The sequence below is a fragment of the Polaribacter sp. NJDZ03 genome (genome assembly GCF_019263805.1).
Classification (GTDB): Bacteria; Bacteroidota; Bacteroidia; order Flavobacteriales; family Flavobacteriaceae; genus Polaribacter.
Genome location: NZ_CP079195.1, coordinates 463,396 through 481,861 on the forward strand (window position 1 = coordinate 463,396; position 18,466 = coordinate 481,861).

Annotated in this window: 16 protein-coding genes; 13 read left to right on the forward strand and 3 right to left on the reverse strand. The window is 29.9% G+C overall.

Annotated features, from left to right (window positions below; all coding sequences use genetic code 11):
* The first annotated feature begins 6 nt into the window (after positions 1-6).
* On the forward strand, positions 7-2,352 hold the full coding sequence (locus tag KV700_RS01940; protein WP_218598895.1) for a polysaccharide biosynthesis tyrosine autokinase: 2,346 nt from the start codon (positions 7-9) through the stop codon (positions 2,350-2,352).
* Positions 2,353-2,628: 276 nt separating this feature from the next.
* On the opposite strand, the gene KV700_RS01945 is transcribed toward KV700_RS01940, so the two are convergent.
* The 3 genes from KV700_RS01945 to KV700_RS01955 form a co-directional block, all read right to left on the reverse strand.
* The gene (locus KV700_RS01945) at positions 2,629-3,672 is read right to left on the reverse strand and encodes an L-dopachrome tautomerase-related protein (RefSeq protein WP_218598896.1); all 1,044 of its coding nucleotides are present in this window, start codon (positions 3,670-3,672) and stop codon (positions 2,629-2,631) included.
* Between the two features lie 51 nt (positions 3,673-3,723).
* A complete protein-coding gene (locus KV700_RS01950; protein WP_166384827.1) occupies positions 3,724-4,380 on the reverse strand; it encodes an HAD family phosphatase in 657 nt (218 codons plus the stop codon).
* Positions 4,381-4,664: 284 nt separating this feature from the next.
* The gene (locus KV700_RS01955; RefSeq protein WP_166384829.1) at positions 4,665-5,081 is read right to left on the reverse strand and encodes a thiol-disulfide oxidoreductase DCC family protein; all 417 of its coding nucleotides are present in this window, start codon (positions 5,079-5,081) and stop codon (positions 4,665-4,667) included.
* A gap of 250 nt (positions 5,082-5,331) precedes the next feature.
* Between KV700_RS01955 and KV700_RS01960 the strand changes: the two genes are divergently transcribed.
* From KV700_RS01960 to KV700_RS02015, 12 genes are all read left to right on the forward strand, one after another.
* Entirely contained in the window at positions 5,332-6,024 is a 693-nt protein-coding gene (locus KV700_RS01960) for an ABC transporter ATP-binding protein (RefSeq protein ID WP_166384831.1), read from the forward strand.
* A gap of 2 nt (positions 6,025-6,026) precedes the next feature.
* Entirely contained in the window at positions 6,027-7,256 is a 1,230-nt protein-coding gene (locus KV700_RS01965; RefSeq protein ID WP_218598898.1) for an ABC transporter permease, read from the forward strand.
* A 2-nt stretch (positions 7,257-7,258) separates the two neighbouring features.
* A complete protein-coding gene (locus tag KV700_RS01970) occupies positions 7,259-8,479 on the forward strand; it encodes an ABC transporter permease (protein ID WP_166384835.1) in 1,221 nt (406 codons plus the stop codon).
* Between the two features lie 34 nt (positions 8,480-8,513).
* Positions 8,514-9,626, forward strand: a complete 1,113-nt coding sequence (locus KV700_RS01975; RefSeq protein WP_218598899.1) for an efflux RND transporter periplasmic adaptor subunit — start codon at positions 8,514-8,516, stop codon at positions 9,624-9,626.
* A 255-nt stretch (positions 9,627-9,881) separates the two neighbouring features.
* Positions 9,882-10,442, forward strand: coding sequence for an RNA polymerase sigma factor (locus KV700_RS01980; protein ID WP_218598901.1), 561 nt, complete (start codon positions 9,882-9,884; stop codon positions 10,440-10,442).
* Positions 10,429-11,265 carry a hypothetical protein gene (locus tag KV700_RS01985; protein ID WP_218598902.1) on the forward strand — a complete coding sequence of 279 codons (837 nt, stop codon included), beginning with the start codon at positions 10,429-10,431 and terminating at the stop codon, positions 11,263-11,265. The genes KV700_RS01980 and KV700_RS01985 overlap by 14 nt, the downstream gene beginning before the upstream one ends.
* 102 nt (positions 11,266-11,367) lie before the next feature.
* Entirely contained in the window at positions 11,368-12,456 is a 1,089-nt protein-coding gene (locus KV700_RS01990; RefSeq protein ID WP_218598903.1) for a hypothetical protein, read from the forward strand.
* 206 nt (positions 12,457-12,662) lie between these two features.
* On the forward strand, positions 12,663-13,763 hold the full coding sequence (gene ald / locus KV700_RS01995) for an alanine dehydrogenase (RefSeq protein ID WP_166384845.1): 1,101 nt from the start codon (positions 12,663-12,665) through the stop codon (positions 13,761-13,763).
* A 286-nt stretch (positions 13,764-14,049) separates the two neighbouring features.
* Entirely contained in the window at positions 14,050-14,391 is a 342-nt protein-coding gene (rpsF, locus tag KV700_RS02000) for a 30S ribosomal protein S6 (protein WP_166384847.1), read from the forward strand.
* Positions 14,392-14,394: 3 nt separating this feature from the next.
* Positions 14,395-14,691 (forward strand): 30S ribosomal protein S18, encoded by a 297-nt coding sequence (gene rpsR / locus KV700_RS02005; RefSeq protein WP_068452452.1) that lies wholly within the window; start codon positions 14,395-14,397, stop codon positions 14,689-14,691.
* 14 nt (positions 14,692-14,705) lie between these two features.
* A complete protein-coding gene (gene rplI / locus KV700_RS02010) occupies positions 14,706-15,152 on the forward strand; it encodes a 50S ribosomal protein L9 (protein ID WP_166384849.1) in 447 nt (148 codons plus the stop codon).
* 100 nt (positions 15,153-15,252) lie between these two features.
* Positions 15,253-18,426, forward strand: coding sequence for a carboxypeptidase regulatory-like domain-containing protein (locus tag KV700_RS02015; RefSeq protein WP_218598904.1), 3,174 nt, complete (start codon positions 15,253-15,255; stop codon positions 18,424-18,426).
* Positions 18,427-18,466: the final 40 nt, after the last annotated feature.

Below are 18,466 nucleotides of genomic sequence, written 5' to 3' on the forward strand. Positions count from 1 at the left end.
TAAATTATGCAACAAGAGAACCCTTTAAATTATATTTTTCAGGAAGAAGAACCTATAAATATAAGAGAACAGTTAGAAAAATATTTAGTTCATTGGAAATGGTTTATTATTACTGTAATAGTAGCAATCGCAATAGCGTATGCGTACTCTTATTATACACCAAATCAATATCAAGTAGCAACAACAATTTTAATTGATGATGATAGTAATGGTGGTTTATCTAGTGAGCTTTCTGCTTTTGAAGATTTAGGTTTAATAGGTGGAGGAAAAAAATCGATAGATAATGAAATCGGTATTTTAAAATCATACACACTTATGGAGCGTGTTGTAAAAGAATTAGGTGTATATACAACATTTTACAAAGAAGATAGAGGCCGTATTACAGAAATGTATAATACAGAGGTGCCTTTTAAAATATCTTTTTTTTCTAAAGAAAAAGTATATCAATCAAATACTACATTTAAAATTCGTGTAATATCTAAATCTCAATTTGAATTTATTTCGGAGGATGAAAGTGTAAAGAAACATGTGTTTGGAGAGAACATAAGCACCAGCTTTGGTAATATTACCATAACACCAACAAAAAATGAAATTAAGAATATAAATGAAATAGTTACCGTTAAAATATCTGCATTAAACAATGTTGTAGAAGGTTTAAGAGGGGCGCTTCAAGTAGGTTTAATGTTTGAAAAATCTAGTTTATTAGAACTTAGTCTAATCTCTCAAAATAAAGCAAAATCAACCGCTATTTTAGATGGTTTGGTAGCTCAATATAATGAAGACGCTGTTGCTGGTAAAAATATAATAGGAAATAATACCCGTACTTTTATCGATGAAAGGTTGGCCGTTATAGAAAAAGATTTATCTGCAGTAGATAAGGGAGTAGAAGATTTTAAGTCTAATAATAGATTAACAGGTATTCCTGCAGAAGCTGCCATAGTACTAGAAAATAACGCAGAATTAGAAAAGAAAATAGTAGATTTAAATACGCAGATACGGTTAACTGATTATGTAATGACTTATATAACAGAAAATAAAGAAAACTTAATACCTGCTAATTTAGGTTTAAATGATGGTAGTTTAGATCTTAATAGTTCTCAGTACAATGATTTAATTTTAGAACGTAATAGAATTTTAGAAGGATCTAGTCTTAAAAATCCTGTAATTGTTAATTTAAACTCTCAAATAGCTCAGTTACGAGGCAGTATTTATCAAAGTTTGGTAAACTTAAAATCATCTTTAAGTATTTCTTTAATCGATGCTCAAAAAGCAGAAAGCAAAGTAGGTTATAGAATGTCTTCTGTACCAAAACAAGATAGAGAGTTTAGGGATATTGAAAGACAACAACAGATTATTGAAACGTTATATCTTTATTTACTTCAAAAAAGAGAAGAAAATGCAATTTCTCTTGCGGTAACAGTGCCTAATGCAAAAGTAATTGATACCGCAAGAGGCAGTGATAGTCCGATAAATACGAAAGGTAAAGTAATGTACTTAATTGCTATTTCATTAGGATTAGCAATACCATTTGCAATTATTTATGTGTTATTTTTATTAGATAATAAAGTGCATAATACCAAAGAAGTAGAATCTATTGTAAAAGCACCTTTAATGGGCGAAATTCCAAAAACAAAAGACACTACTAAAGTCATTAAGAAAGATGATAGAAGTGGTTTGTCTGAATCTTTTAGAATGATTCGTACAAATTTAGATTTTATGCTTTCTGGCGCAGGAATTAAAGAAGGTGGGAAAACTATTTTTATAACGTCTACATTAGCAAGTGAAGGGAAAACTTTTATTTCTGTAAACTTATCTGCGGTGTTGGCATTATCAAATAAGAAAGTATTATTAATTGGTGCAGATATTAGAAAACCTCGTTTAGAAGAATATTTAGATATAAAATTAGGAAAAGGAATTACACATTATTTAACTGATAATACATTAAAAGTTTCCGATGTAATAGAACATGTAGATGCACTTAATATTGATGTGTTGCACTCTGGAGTAATAGCGCCAAACCCTTCGGAATTATTAAGTAACGGACGTTTTGAAGATCTTTTAGCGTATGGAAAAGAACATTACGATTTTGTAATTGTAGATACAGCTCCAGTAAAATTAGTAACAGATACCATGTTATTAGGTAGGGGTGCAGATTTGTTTATTTATACAATTAGAGCTAATTATTTAGATAAACGTTTATTAGAAATACCTGCAAAATTATACAAAGATAAACGTTTGCCAAATATGACAGTTTTATTAAATGATGTAGATATAGAAGCAAAATACGGTTACGGTTATGGCTATGGTTACGGAGAAGCTGAGGTGAAGAAATCTTGGTGGAAAAAAGGATAAAATAAAAATAGAACTCTTTTTTTATAGTTGATAAAAGCTTTCTTTAGTAGAATTAATTTTGATGATTATAGGTGAAAATTTAAAACAGTAAACCATTAATATACAGAAAAGTTCATAAGGTTAATTATACTGAAAATACATGTTTTTTAATGATTTAAAAGTTGTAATATCGTTTGTAAAAAAAAAGCTTGGAGACATCTCCAAGCTTTTTTTTTTGATATTTATCAATGAGTAGTAATCGTTTACCATTAAAAGATGTAAACAGTAAGTTTCTAGCTATTTTTTTGCTTCGATTATGCTCATTTTATGAATAGTAAATTCCATATTGCTAATATCTCCTTTAACTTCATTAATTCTAGAATTGGTGTAATATAATTCATCATTATAGATGCTAAATGTATCTGCCCATTTAATTTTTTCACCTTCAGCAAAAACACTTATTTTACCGTTAGAAATATTAAATTTCATAATCTTGTTATTTTCTAAATCAGCAAGAAATAAAAGACCCGATTGATCAAAAATCATTCCATCTGGAGCAGTTGTTTTTGCAATATGTTTTACATTTTTTTCAATTTCAGTGTTATTCCCTTTTATTAAAAATTCAGTAGATATAGCATATAAATTATAACCCGTTAAAGCATGGAAATATAAAACATCATTTTTAGTGTCCAATGCAATTCCGTCTGAATGAACCGTATTTTCCCATATACTGTTTTTAAAAGTTAAGTGATTGGTTTCTGCAAGTGTAGAGGTATGATTATTTAATACTCTAAAAGAATCTCCAGAATTTATATCAACCACTACAAGGCCTGCATGTCCAGAATCTGTTAAGTATATTTTACCCTTTTTTTTATCAACACGTAAATCGTTTATATAAGAATCTTTTAGAAAACTGTCTTCGGATAAAATATAGGTTTTTATCAACTGATTTGTAGAAAGGTCAAAAGCAAAAACTCTAGGATTATCTAATACCCCCTTAAATAATGGATTACGTGTATCTAAAACATAGACAATGTTTTCGAAAGCAACAACAGATTGTACAGCTACAAATACGCTATCAGAGATTGCTGTACCTAATTTCCAACTGTTCCATTTTTTGTTAGGATAAGCAGTTGACTTTTTATCATCAAGAACTTCAACAACCGAATTTTTAACGTTTTCTCTCCATCTCGGAAAATTAGCAAAAATTCTACCTTTATCACTCACAGTAACACCTGTTACTTGTTGTCCTTTGAAGGAAGTGACTTGTTCAATTTGGTTTTGATCAGATTTACAACTCCAAATTCCAAATATGATAACCAATACTACTATTTTTCTCATTATAATGTTTTAATAAAGTTCTTTCTTGCTATATTTATGATATACAGTGTTTTAGATGATTTTATGTAACCTTTTAAAATTATTCACTATAAAATCGGCATTTTTTAAAGATTGATCTTCAGACATTGGGTTTCTGTAGCCAAATACAAAAATACCAGCATCATTAGCCGCTTTAACACCATTATCGGAATCTTCTATTACCACACAATTTTCTTTTGGCGTATTTCCTAGAATAGCTGCTTTGTTAAAGATTTCTGGGTTTGGTTTAGATTCGGTTAAATCTGCACCACTAATTTTTGCCGTAAAATATTGGTTTAAATCAAATCTATTAAAAACTCTATCAATATTAACCATCGCAGAAGAAGAAGCTAAAATTAAGGTTAAACCTTTTTTATGACAATGCTTTATCAATTCTTCTACACCTTTTACTAGATGTAATGTTGGGTCGCTTTCAAAGAAATTTACATAGCGTTTTCTTTTATTTAAAACCAATGCTTCTGGGTCTAAATCTAAGTTAAAATGTGTTACTAATTTCTGAAAAGCATTAATGGTAGAAGAGCCTGTTAAGGTTTTGTATAAATCTTCTGAAACAGTTACTCCAACAGAAGTAAAGGTTTCATAATATGCTTTTTTATGAATTTCTTCTGAATCTATAATTACGCCATCCATGTCAAAAATGACACATTTTATTTCTTTTGGTACGTTCATGTTGCTATTAAGAGTTTGATATTATTAAATAAGAGTATAGGGTTAAAAAAAATATATTTAATAGGAATGCCATAAATACCTGAAACTTTTTAGTTTCATTAATACTTTTTACAGCTTTTAATAATCCTATAATTGATAAAAATAGAATTACAAAAGCGAGAATTCCTACTAAATTTGAAATAATATAAGAATTGTCATCATTCATATATACAGACAAAATAGCAATAGCTATTGTAAATACAAAAGAGAATAATGAATATTTAATTGATAAAACCGCGTTCATTTTAATCTAAAAATTTCGCATTTAATTCAGGTGTTGGAATCATACACGTTTCTTTTTTTCCAAACCATTTGTAACGGTTTTTAGCAATATAATCGTAAACATAATTTCTAAATGCTTCTGGTAAAAATAAAAAGATTTGACTTAGACTCCAAATTCCACCAAAGTCATTCATAATTTTTAAAGCTGCAGTAGATTTTACTTCATAAGAAACACCAGGTTCATACAAAACAATAGAATCAATTTTAGAAATGTCAATTCCTAACAGATTTATAATTTCTTTCCCTTTATCAGACTGTAAGGCTGTAAATAAAAAGATGTTTTTAGTATCATATTTAATTACTTTTAAGACAGAATCGTTACATAAATTACAAAAACCATCAAATAAAATAATCTTTTTGTTTTTTGGTAAATCAATCATTTTAGCATTTCAAAATTTAAGAAAACAAAGATACTTTATCTTTTTTCGAAACAGATAAAAATTGATAATGGTTTCTAAAGTAGTTTTGTTTTAAAGAAAATACAGGTATCTTTAAATGTTTTAAAAAAAAGTTAATTTTCTTGTAACATTTTTTTTAATGAGACGTCTTATGTTAGTATTCGAGTAAATAACGCTTTATTTTATGTAAAGATTTTACTTAAAAATATATTAGCTTAAAATTAACCAACCAATGATTAGAATAGAAAAACTACACAAATCTTACCCAATAGGTAAAGATTCTCTACATGTTTTAAAAGGTATTAATCTACATATAAAAGAAGGCGAATTTGTTTCTATTATGGGATCTTCTGGTTCTGGTAAATCTACTTTATTAAACATTGTTGGTTTATTAGATGAACATGATGAAGGTGATTATTTCCTAAACGGACAATTAATAAAGAACCTAAACGAGAAAAAAGCTGCAATTCTTAGAAATAAATTTTTAGGGTTTATATTTCAGTCATTCAATCTTATTTCATACAAAACAGCTTTAGAAAACGTTGCGCTGCCTTTGTATTATAAAGGAATGGCAAGAAAAGAGCGTATGCAGATTGCCTTAGAATATTTAGAAAAAGTGGGATTAAAAGATTGGGCAAATCATTTACCAAACGAACTTTCTGGAGGACAAAAACAGCGTGTTGCCATTGCAAGAGCTTTGGTTACAAAACCAAAAGTAGTTTTAGCAGATGAGCCAACCGGAGCATTAGATTCTACAACAACAGATTCTGTAATGCAATTATTAAAAGACATTAATAATGAAGGAATGACGGTGTTTGTTATTACCCACGAGGAGGAAGTAGCAGAGCAAACTAAGAGAATTGTACGTTTAAAAGACGGTCTTATTATTAGTGATGAATATACAAATGTATCTAAAACAGTTTAATTATGTTTGATTTAGATCGTTGGAGAGAAATATTTCAAAGCATTAGTAAAAACAAGTTGCGTTCTGCGTTGTCTGGTTTTACGGTTGCGTTTGCTATTTTACTTTTTACGTTACTTTTTGGTATTGGTAACGGACTTCAAAATACCTTTAAAAATGAGTTTGCAAAAGATGCTATGAACTCCATTTATATTTGGACAAATAACACCACTATAGCTTATAAAGGAAACCAAATAGGTAGAAGAATTCAATTTAAAAATGATGACTTTACTTATATCAAAGAAAATTATGGAGATAAAATTCAAACCATAAGTCCAAGAATTCAGAGGTCTGAGAATGTTGTTTATAAAGATGAAAAAGACAATTACACTATTAGAGGTGTATATCCAGAATATTATGTGTTGGAATCTGCAGAAGTAACAGAAGGTCGTTTTTTAAATTATAGAGATATACAAGAAAGAGGAAAAGTTGTTGTAATTGGTAGAATGGTAGAAAAAGATTTGTTTGGTCAATTAAGTGCTTTTGGAAAACAAATAAATATAGGGGGAATTATGTATAAAGTTATTGGTATTTTCTCTGATCCTGGAGGAGATAGTGATGAAAGATATATTTACACTCCATTTTCTACAATGCAAAGAATGTATGGAAATAACGATTATGTAAATGAATTTGGAATTACATATAACCCAGATTTAAGTATAGATGAAGCTATTGCATTTAGTAGTGAATTACACAGAGAATTAAAGAAAAGACATAATGTTTCACCCAATGACCAAAGAGGAATTGGATTAGATAATTACGCGACAAATAATAAGGAAGTCTCAGGTATGATGTTTGGCTTAAGTATTTTAATTCTAGTAATTGGTTTTGGAACCCTAATAGCTGGAGTTGTAGGTATTAGTAATATTATGGTGTACATCGTTAAAGAAAGAACCAAAGAATTAGGAATTAGAAAAGCAGTTGGTGCTACACCAAAAATGATTGTTGCTATGATAATGCAAGAAGCTGTTTTTATTACCGCTATTTCTGGTTATGCTGGTTTGCTAATAGGAATAGGTATTTTAGAAATAGCCGGACCAAGTTTAGAGAAATACTTTATTTTAAATCCTAGTGTTTCTCAACCTGTAGTTATTGGAGCAACATTAACACTTGTTTGTGCCGGTTTAATTGCAGGATATTTACCAGCCAAAAAAGCAGCAAGAATTAAACCCGTAGTAGCACTAAATTCAGATTAATTATGAGATTTTTATTTGAAAAAGATACTTGGCAAGAAATTTACGGTAGTATTCGAAAGAATAAAACTAGAACTGCAATCACCATTTTTGGGGCATTTTGGGGAATTCTATTATTGGTAGGTTTATTAGGCGCAGCCAAAGGAATAGAAAATAGTTTTAATAGCATGTTTGGTAATTTTGCTACTAACAGTGTTTTTATGTCTGGGAGTAGAACGTCGATGCCTTTTAAAGGTTTTCAAGAAGGACGCCAGATTAGTTTAAGATTAAGTGATGTAGATAAAATTCGTTCAGAAATAGAAGGTATTCAGTTTGTAGTGCCAAGAAATGCAACTGGCGGACAAGTAGTTCATGGTTTAAAAACTGGTAATTTTACCATTTTTGGAGATTTTCCTTTAATAGATCTAGTTCAAAAAAAGAACTTGATAGAAGGTAGGTTTATCAACCAAAGTGACATGGACGAAAATAAAAAAGTTTGTGTTATTAGTGAAGGTGTTTATAAAGAATTGTTTGATAGAAGTGAAGACGCTATAGGTGTTTATATAAAAGTAAGTGGCATCAATTATAAAGTTGTTGGCGTTTATGAAACGAGTCAGTTTGAAGGAAAGAATAACATTCACATACCTTTTAGTACCTTTAAATTAGTGTATAATAAAGGAGATAAATTTGAATGGATGGTTGTAACCGGAAAAGATGAATTTGATATTGTTCAATTAGAATCTGATGTAAAGTTATTATTAAAAAATTTACATAAAATTCATCCAGATGATAACAGAGCATTTAGAGGGTTTAACTTAGGCGAACGTATAAAACAGGTTACAGGTTTTTTAACAGGAATGCAATTTTTAACATGGTTTGTTGGTATTGCAACCTTAATTGCTGGTGTTTTTGCAATTGGTAATATTTTGTTGATTACCGTTAAAGAAAGAACAAAAGAAATAGGAATTAGAAGAGCTTTAGGTGCAACGCCAAATAAAGTGAGACAACAAATTATATTAGAATCGCTATTTTTAACGCTATTGGCAGGTTCTTTAGGAATTATTGCTGGTGGATTAGTTTTAATGTTATTAGATAATTTTGTAGAATTTCTTGTAAATCCTACAGTAGATATTCCTATTGTTTTAATAGCATATGCAGTATTAGTATTTTTAGGAACATTAATAGGATTTATACCTGCGTATATGGCAACAATAGTGAAACCAATAGACGCATTAAGAGAAGAATAAAAAAAATCAACTAACAAGAATAAATAAAAGATAAATGAAAAAAGTAATCATTTTTGGAGGAATAGCTGTTGCATTAATAGCAGTACTAATTTGGTTTGGTAAAAAGAACAGTGCATCACCAATAGAATACAAAACAGAAAAAGCTTTTAAAGCAACAATTGTTAAAAAAAGTGTTGCTACTGGTAAAGTTACTCCGTTAGAAGAAGTAGAAATAAAACCACAAATAGCAGGTATTATAGATAAAATAGTTGTTGAAGAAGGAGAGATTGTTAAAGCAGGAGATTTAATAGCTACAGTAAGAGTTGTGCCAAACGAACAATCTTTAACAAGTGCAAAAGGACGTATTAACTCAGTTCAAATTCAATTAAATAATACTAAAATTCAATACGACAGAAATAAAAAATTATTTGATAAAGGAGTTATTTCTCGTCAAGAATTTGAGTCTTTAGAACTTTCATATAATAAAGCAAAAAACGATTTACGTAATGCACAAAATGATTATCAGATTATTAAAAAAGGATCTGCAGGTTCTTCTGGAGCAAATACAAATATTAGAGCAACAACTTCTGGTATGGTAGTAGAAATTCCTGTTAAAAAAGGATATCAGGTTGTTGAAACAAATGGTTTTAGTGCAGGTACCACAATTGCTACCATTGCAGATATGACTAAAATGATTTTTGAAGGAAAAGTAGATGAATCTGAAGTTGGAAAATTGGTAAAAGGAACAGAAATAGAAATTTCTTTAGGAGCTATCGAAAACAAGAAATTCCCAGCAGTTTTAAACTTCATTGCTCCAAAAGGAACAGAAGAAGCAGGAGCAGTTCAATTTAAAATTAAAGCAGACGTTTCTTTAGATGATGAGCATTTTATTAGAGCTGGTTATAGCGCAAATGCAGAAATTGTTTTAGAGAGAAAAGACAGTGTTTTATCTATTAAAGAATCTTTATTACAATTTGATAGAAAAACAGAGTTGCCTTATGTAGAAATTAAAAATGCAGAAGGAAAATTTGACAAGAAAGATGTGAAATTAGGAACGTCAGACGGTGTAAATGTTGAAATTTTAGAAGGTGTTACTAAAGATGATGAGATTAAAATTTGGAACAAAACTTCTAAAGAAGATGATGATAAAGACAATAACAATAATTAAGAATTTTTAATATTCTATTTTAAAAAAGGGGCTCAGTTTTGAGTCCCTTTTTTTGTTCTAGATAATTAAGAAATGAATAATAATGTTCTTAATTTTATGAAAAATAAAATATTTTATTTTCATTTATTATTTGATAGACAAAGAGTTTAAGTTTGGTTGGAGTGATAAATAAATTATTTTTTTATCTTCAGGCAACCTTTTTAAGACTTCTGTAGTCTATATATTTGTAAGGCAGTTAAAAACGAAACGAGAGGCTTGAAAATTATAAAATTACATAACAAACAAAAATCGCTCATTAAAAAAGCGATAGACAATAATAGGGAAGCGCAACAACAATTGTTTGAGCAACATTCGCCTAAAATGTTGGCAGTTTGTAGACAATATGTAAAAGACGTGCATCATGCAGAAGATTTATTATTACAAGGCTTTTTAAAGGTTTTTACCAACTTACATAAGTTTAAACACGAAGGTAGTTTTGAAGGTTGGATTCGCAGAATTATGGTGAATACTTGTATTTCTTATCTACGTAAAAAGAATTTAATTGATTTGTCTGACGAAGATTATGTTTTTAATGATGCAGCTACAGAAAGTTTAGAAAACACGTCTGTAGAAGATATTCAGAAATTGATAGATCAATTGCCAGAAGGTTATAAAATGGTATTTAATTTATATGCGATAGAAGGATATAAACATTCAGAAATTGCAGAGAGATTAGGTATTTCTGAAAGTACATCAAAATCGCAATTATTTAAAGCACGTAAATTATTGCAACAGAATTATTACAAAATGAATACAGTGAGCAATGGAGACAAATAATATAGATAAAAACATAAAAGAGAAGTTAGATAATAGAACGATAAATCCATCGGCTTCTGCTTGGGAACGTATGTCTGCACAATTAGATGAGCAACCAAAGCAAAAGAAAAAAGGATGGTTTTTTTATGTTGGTGCAGCAGCAAGTATTTTATTATTAATTAGTGTCGGTTTTCTGTTTTTAAATAAAAAAGAAGACATTAAGCCTGTAGAAATTATTGTTGAAAACCCAATTGATACAATTACAATTGATGCAAAAATAGATCAATTTATAAATGAAATTCCTGCAGAAGAAGCAATTGTTAAGATTGATGAAGTAGAAGAGAAGCAAGTAGAAGTTTCTAAAAAGAATGTTGTTACAAATAAGAATGTCATTCCGACAAAGGAGGAATCTAAAAAATCTATCAATAATTCTATAGTTGCAAACAATAAAAACAATGTAATTCCGACAACGGAGGAAGTTATCGAAACAGTGGTAGCAGTCTCTGAGGATCATCCGACGAAGGAGAAAACAATAAATAAAGAAATCTTAAAACAAGACCCAAATAGTAGCATAAAAATTAATAGTGATGATTTGTTATTCGCGGTAACACATTCGTCAACCGAAGTAAAGGAGTATTATGCAAAACTAAATTTAACAAGGGAAGATGTTTTAAGTACGATTAAAAATGAGCTTAAAAACTCTAATATTAAAGTGAGTCCAGAAGCTATTTTGGCTGAAGTAGAACGCACGATTGGAGAAGAAGATTTTCAGAATAATTTCTTACAATCTTTAAAGAAAAGAGTAACAGATATTGCAACTGCTATTGCAAGTAGAAACGATTAAATTAAATCACTTTCTGTGGTAGTATAATTAAAAGACGTTTTAATTGAAGCTAGATTACGAAATGATTTTATCAAATAAAAACAATTTTTTAAAACATACAAGATGAAAAGAATACTACTAATATTAGTGTTGTTAAGTACAACTATTGCCGTATCTCAAGCAAAAACTTTTGAGAAAGAAGTAAATAAAATATCTAAAAGAATAGAACGCATTACAGCAACTCAAAAAGACTCATTAAGAATAAAAGTGGTTGCTATTGATGAAAGGCTAGAGAAAGGAGAAATTACAAAACCGATTTCAAACACCTTAAAGAAAGAGGTTGCTTCTTATCATGCCAGAAGAATTGAAAAATTAGTTGGAGAACAAGAGCATTTGTTGCAATTATTGGTGCAAGATAAAACCAATGGTAGAATAGCGAGTTCAGATGAAGAAAGTGAGTTTGATGATGACGATAATACGTTTACTGTTGGAAAGAAAACATTTTCATTTAGCTTAAATAATGATGATAAAAGTGAAAGAATAGAAAAGAGAAAAAGAAAAATGAATAGAAGAACTACCTCTCAGTTTGTGTTTTCTATGGGAGTAAATAATGTTTTAAATGATCATGAAGTATCTTCTTTAAATGATGCTGATTACAAGTTCTGGCAATCTCATTTTTATGAGCTAGGTTGGACGTGGAAAACAAGATTGACTAAAGAGCCTTCTCAATTGTATTTTAAATACGGACTTTCTTTTCTTTGGAATAATTTACGATTAGATAATAATAGTATTCATGTAAAGGATGGAGATATTACAGAGGTTAAGGTCTTTGATAACAAATTATCAGAAAGTAGATTACGTCATGTACAAATGAATTTTCCGATGCATGTAGAATGGGATTTTTCTAAAAATAAAACGGATAAAGATGGTTTTGTAAAAGATAGAACAAACAGATCTGTTCGTTTAGGTCTTGGAGGTTTTGTTGGTTTTAAATTAGGAACAAGACAATATTTAGAATACAAAGATGAAAACAATGTTGAAGTTGAAGAAGTGCAATTCAATAATTTTAATATGAATACTGTTAATTATGGATTAAGTGCTTATGTGGGGTATAGATCTACTAGTTTTTATGTGAAATATGATTTAAACTCTTTATTTAAAAATACCGAAACTAGAAACATTTCTATGGGAATTCGTTTAGATTTAGATTAAAACGTTAAAGATAATATTGCTGATGTCAGTTTTTTGTGAGTTTTATTGAATATTTGATAATTTTAATGAATAGAATTTTGTATTAAATCATTTTAAAATAACAAAAAATAGGACATCAGTAAAAATAACAATTTTTAATATTTTTGTTAAAATACAAACAAAAAGACAGTAAATTTACTTGCTTAAAACATCTAAATTAAGCAATAATGAAAGTTGGAATTCCTAAAGAAATTAAGAATAACGAAAGTAGAGTTGGTATGACACCTGCAGGTGTTTTTGAGTTGACTAAAAAAAATCATACTGTTTACGTACAGTCTACAGCAGGAGAAGGAAGTGGTTTCTTTGATGCCGATTACATTAAGGTAGGAGCAACTATTTTACCTACCATAGAAGAAGTTTACAGCCAGAGTGAAATGATTGTAAAGGTAAAAGAACCAATAGCTTCAGAATATCCTTTAATTAAAGAAGATCAAATTGTTTTTACATATTTTCATTTTGCATCATGCGAGCCTTTAACAAAAGCAATGATAGAAAGTAAATCTATTTGTATTGCTTATGAAACAGTAGAAGATAGTGAAGGAACTTTACCTTTATTAACACCAATGTCTGAAGTTGCAGGAAGAATGGCAATTCAGCAAGGTGCTAAGTATTTAGAAAAACCAATTAAAGGACGTGGTATTTTATTAGGTGGTGTACCAGGTGTTGCACCAGGAAAAGTATTAATTTTAGGAGCAGGAGTTGTTGGTGTACAAGCAGCAAAAATGGCAGCAGGTTTAGGTGCTCATGTTACTATTATGGATATTAATATGAAACGTTTACGTTATGTAAATGATGTTTTACCAAACCATGTTACCACCGCTTTTTCTAGTGAATACAGTATTAGACAACTAATAAAAACACACGATTTAATTATTGGAGGTGTTTTAGTAAAAGGAGGAAAGGCTCCAAAATTAATTACTAGAGACATGCTTAAAGATATGCGACCAGGAACTGTTATTGTTGATGTTGCCGTAGATCAGGGAGGTTGTTTTGAAACCACCAAAGCAACAACACACGAAGATCCTACGTATATTATTGATGATGTAGTGCATTATTGTGTAGCAAATATGCCAGGAGCTGTACCTTATACTTCTACAATTGCTCTAACAAATGTAACATTGCCATATATTTTAAATATTGCAAATAAAGGATGGGAAGAAGCGTGTGCTACAGATGCATCTCTAGACAAAGGATTAAATATTATAAAAGGAAAAATTGTTTATAAAGAAATTAGCGAAGCTTTTCATTTAGAAGCTTTTGAAGTCTAATTTTAACTAGAATATTTTTGATAAACCTCTGGTGTTGTTTTGTGTTTCAACCTAGAGGTTTTTTCTTTTTTTTAAATTACCTTATTATTAATGACATTCTTAATTATTTAGAAAATTAAATAATAATGATACTTTTTAAGTAGAAAAAATTGACACATCTGCATTTATTTACACGTAATATGCTTGTTTTACATATTCTTAGCAAGAATAACTGTTATATATAACGCTAGTTATAAAAAAGTTATTATATTTGCAGCCTTAAAAATAAACAATAAATATTTAATTTATGAATCATTACGAAACTGTTTTCATCTTGAATCCCGTTTTATCTGATACTCAGATAAAGGAGACAGTACAAAAGTTTGAAGATTATTTAGTTTCTAAAGGAGCTGAAATGATCTCGAAAGAGAACTGGGGCTTAAAGAAATTAGCTTATCCAATTCAAAAGAAAAAAAGTGGTTTTTATCACTTATTAGAGTTTAAAATTGCTGGAGAAGAAATCTCTGCTTATGAGTTAGAATTTAGAAGAGATGATAGCGTTATGCGTTACCTTTCTGTTAGATTAGACAAACATGCAGCTGCTTGGGCAAAAATTAGAACTGAACGTGTTAAATCTACAAAAAAATAAGAAATGGCATCAATAGAACAACAAGCAAAAGGCGGTAAATCTGCTGACGTTAGATATTTAACGCCGTTAGATATAGACACTAAAAAAGAAGCTAAATACTGTAGATTTAAGAAAAAAGATATCAAGTATATCGATTTTAAAGATGCAGACTTCTTAATGTATTTAGTAAACGAACAAGGTAAAATTTTACCAAGACGTTTAACAGGAACTTCATTAAAATATCAACGTAAAGTTGCGCAAGCAATTAAAAGAGCGCGTCATTTAGCGTTAATGCCTTACGTTGGAGATATGTTAAAATAATAAAGAGGTAGAACATGGAATTGATATTAAGACAAGACGTAGAAAATTTAGGATTCAAAGATGATATCGTAGACGTGAAAAACGGTTATGGTAGAAACTTCTTAATCCCTACAAGACAAGCAGTTTTAGCTACTTCATCTGCAAAGAAAGTTTTAGCAGAGAATTTAAAACAACGTGCTTACAAAGAAGCTAAATTAATTGAAGACGCTAATGTAATAGCAGAAGCAGTTAAAGGATATGAAATTAAAATTGCATCTAAAGTTGGTTCAGGAGACAAATTATTTGGTTCTGTAAACAACATCGATTTAGCTGCAGCACTTGCAAAAGCAGGAACAGACTTAGATAAGAAATTTATTAAAGTTGTTGGTGGTTCTGTAAAAAGATTAGGTAAATATGAAGCTTCTGTAAGATTACACAGAGCAGTAGTTGCTGAAATTTCTTTTGAAGTTATTGCTGAATAAATAACAATTGTTAAATAATTGTTAAGAACTAAAAGTCTACTTTAACGAGTAGACTTTTTTTTTGCTCTATTTTTGGTTATATAAACTTAAATTCAAAAAGATGAAGCAAAAATTACTTTTTTTATGTTCATTCATTTTAATGTTTAGTTTCGTTGCAAATGCACAAACAACAACATCAAAAATTAACGGAATTATTACGGAGAATTCTGGAGAACCTTTATTCGGAGCAACAATTGTTGCTTTGCATACTCCAACAGGTACCGTATCTGGTACAACAGCACAAGATAATGGTAGGTACGCGCTATCTAATTTACGAATTGGAGGTCCGTATACAATTACAATTAGTTACCTAGGTTTTAAATCTAAAAAGATAACAAATATCTTTTTAACATTAGGTGAAACGTCAAATGTAGATGTTGTTTTGTCTGAAGATAGTAATACTTTAGAAGAAGTTGTAATTAGCTCTGGTAAAAATGCTGTTTTTAATAACGATAGAACAGGAGCACAGACAAGTATTAGAACTAAAGATTTAAAGATATTGCCAACGATATCTAGATCGGCATCAGATTTTACGCGTTTAGACCCTTCTGCTTCAGGTGGATCTTTTGGAGGGAGAAATGACCAATTTAATAACTTTACATTAGATGGTTCTATCTTTAACAATCCTTTTGGTTTAGATGCAGCAACACCCGGAGGACAAACAGCTTCTCAGCCAGTATCTTTAGACGCTATAGAGCAAATTTCTGTTTCTACAGCACCTTATGACGTTACTTTATCTGGTTTTACAGGTGCTTCTGTAAATGCAGTAACCAAAAGTGGAACAAACACCGTAACAGGAACCGCATACGGATATTACAGAAATCAAGATTTTACAGGAGGTAAAATTAAAGGAGAAAGTATTTTTGTTCCTAAATTATCACAATCTCAAGTAGGAGCTAGTATAGGTGCACCGATTATAAAAGATAAATTATTTGTTTTTATAAATTTCGAAAAAGACAATAGATCAGATTTAGGCCAGTCTTGGTTACCAAACACAGGTTCGGGAGCTATTAATGAATCTAGAGTTTTAAAATCAGATTTAGATGAAGTTAAAAGCGCATTAGCAGGTATTGGTTACAGTACCGGTGCTTATGAAGGTTTTACACACGATTCTAAAAGTACCAAAGGATTGTTTAAGTTAGATTGGAATATCAACAAAGACAATCGTCTTTCATTTGTATATAATTTTTTAAACGCCTCTAGAGATTTGCCAGCGCATCCAACAGCACTTGGTTTTAGAGGTCCAAGTTCTCAAATGTTACAATTCGAAAATTCTGGATATCAAATTAATAATAATTTGAATTCATTTTTATTAGAATTAAATTCTACTGTTACAGATAATATAACAAACAAATTTCAAGCAGGATATACACATTTCGATGATTTTAGAAGTCCTAAATCTGCACCTATGCCAGCATTTAGAATTCAAGATGGTAACGGAGGAAATTATATAATTTCAGGTCATGAACCTTTTTCAATTAACAATACATTAGATCAAAAAGTTTTTCAAATTACAAATAATTTAAATATAAGTAATGGAGACCATAACTATACAGTTGGTTTTTCTTTTGAAAAATTCGAATTTGAGAATTCATTTAATTTAGGAGCTTATGGCTTTGGAGATGCAAGAGGTTATGTAGGTGCATTTGGTGGAGATTTTGCTAATATGGATGCTTTTAGAACAGGAATTACTAATGGTCTTTTAGCGGATGCTATGGCTGCTGCCCAAAGCACATTTACTACTAATAACGCCAATGATTCTTGGGCATTAGCAGAAACAAATGTTGGTCAGTTTGCTTTTTACGTACAAGATGATTGGAATATAAATGATAATTTTAAATTATCTTATGGTGTTCGTTTTGATAAGCCTTTATTTTTCAATTCTGCAGATAAAGCACAAGACGTAATAGATAAAAGTTTTTACTTACCTAATAATCCATATACAGACCCTGATACAGGAGAAACAGTATTATTTGATTCTACTAAAATGCCAAATAACAACTTCTTAGTTTCACCAAGAATTGGTTTTAACTGGGATGTAAATGGAGATAGTACTTTACAATTACGAGGTGGTTCTGGTTTATTTACAGGACGTTTTCCTTTTGTTTGGTTAGGTAACCAAATAGCAAATCCTAATGTATATTTTTACCAAGTTGTAGATCCAGATTTTAAATTCCCACAAGTTTGGAGAACAAGTTTGGGAGCAGATGTAAAATTAAAAGATGGTACTATTTTAACTTCAGATCTTTCGTACACAAAAGATATAAACGGAGCACATGTGCAAAACTGGGGTTTAAAAACACCTACAGGAACTTTGGCAGGTGGTATAGATAATAGATTGGTGTATACAGATACAGACAGAAGCCCAAACTGGGGAGGACCAAATGATAAATCAAATGCTTATGTATTTACCAATTCTGATAAAGGAAGAACTTTAAATGCATCCTTAAAAGCACAGAGAAATTTTGATAATGGATTGTATTTAATGGCAGCCTATAATTACTTAAATTCTAAAGATGTAAACTCTATTGAAGCAGAAATAACAGGAGATGCTTTCGATTTTAATCCAGTTTTATCTAATGCAAATGATGCAACATTAGCACATTCTAAATATGGAGATACACATCGTTTTATTGCGGTAGCTTCTAAATCTTGGAATTATGGAACAAATGATAAATGGACAACCACTATTTCTTCTTTCTATGAATTGGCAAAAGGAGGTCGTTTTAACTATACATACGCAGGCGATATTAATAATGATGGCTCTAACTTAAATGATTTAATTTACATACCAACAGACAGCGAAATAGACGCAATGACATTTAAAGCACCAGTAAATACTGGAGACTTATCTATTCAAGATCAAAAAGATGGCTTAAGAAATTATATCAATCAAGATGATTATTTAAGTGATAGACAGGGAGAATATGCAGAACGTTATGGTGCATTATCACCTTGGAGAGGAAAGATGGATGTAAAATTTATCCAGAATTTAAAATTAGGAAACAATAATTCTTTAGAGTTTACTATAGATATTTTAAACTTTGGTAATTTATTAAACTCAAACTGGGGCTTAGTACAACAACCAGATGCAGTACAATTATTAGGTGTTACTGTAGATAATACAGGTTTACCAACCTATAGTTTTAATTCAGACTTAAAAGAAACTTTTGTATATAATTCTACGTTACTTTCTAGATGGCAAGCACAAGTTGGTTTAAGATATTCTTTCTAAATCAATAAAGAATTCAGATATTTGAACCGCCCATAATTGG

Excerpts from the sequence above, each read along its gene's own strand:
- KV700_RS01955 (WP_166384829.1), bottom strand. The coding sequence starts at position 5,081 with ATGATTGATTTACCAAAAAACAAAAAGATTATTTTATTTGATGGTTTT.
- KV700_RS01960 (WP_166384831.1), top strand. The coding sequence starts at position 5,332 with ATGATTAGAATAGAAAAACTACACAAATCTTACCCAATAGGTAAAGAT.
- KV700_RS01950 (WP_166384827.1), bottom strand. The coding sequence starts at position 4,380 with ATGAACGTACCAAAAGAAATAAAATGTGTCATTTTTGACATGGATGGC.
- rpsR (WP_068452452.1), top strand. The coding sequence starts at position 14,395 with ATGGCATCAATAGAACAACAAGCAAAAGGCGGTAAATCTGCTGACGTT.
- KV700_RS01940 (WP_218598895.1), top strand. The coding sequence starts at position 7 with ATGCAACAAGAGAACCCTTTAAATTATATTTTTCAGGAAGAAGAACCT.
- KV700_RS01990 (WP_218598903.1), top strand. The coding sequence starts at position 11,368 with ATGAAAAGAATACTACTAATATTAGTGTTGTTAAGTACAACTATTGCC.
- ald (WP_166384845.1), top strand. The coding sequence starts at position 12,663 with ATGAAAGTTGGAATTCCTAAAGAAATTAAGAATAACGAAAGTAGAGTT.
- KV700_RS01965 (WP_218598898.1), top strand. The coding sequence starts at position 6,027 with ATGTTTGATTTAGATCGTTGGAGAGAAATATTTCAAAGCATTAGTAAA.
- KV700_RS01975 (WP_218598899.1), top strand. The coding sequence starts at position 8,514 with ATGAAAAAAGTAATCATTTTTGGAGGAATAGCTGTTGCATTAATAGCA.
- rplI (WP_166384849.1), top strand. The coding sequence starts at position 14,706 with ATGGAATTGATATTAAGACAAGACGTAGAAAATTTAGGATTCAAAGAT.
- KV700_RS01985 (WP_218598902.1), top strand. The coding sequence starts at position 10,429 with ATGGAGACAAATAATATAGATAAAAACATAAAAGAGAAGTTAGATAAT.
- KV700_RS02015 (WP_218598904.1), top strand. The coding sequence starts at position 15,253 with ATGAAGCAAAAATTACTTTTTTTATGTTCATTCATTTTAATGTTTAGT.
- KV700_RS01945 (WP_218598896.1), bottom strand. The coding sequence starts at position 3,672 with ATGAGAAAAATAGTAGTATTGGTTATCATATTTGGAATTTGGAGTTGT.
- KV700_RS01970 (WP_166384835.1), top strand. The coding sequence starts at position 7,259 with ATGAGATTTTTATTTGAAAAAGATACTTGGCAAGAAATTTACGGTAGT.
- rpsF (WP_166384847.1), top strand. The coding sequence starts at position 14,050 with ATGAATCATTACGAAACTGTTTTCATCTTGAATCCCGTTTTATCTGAT.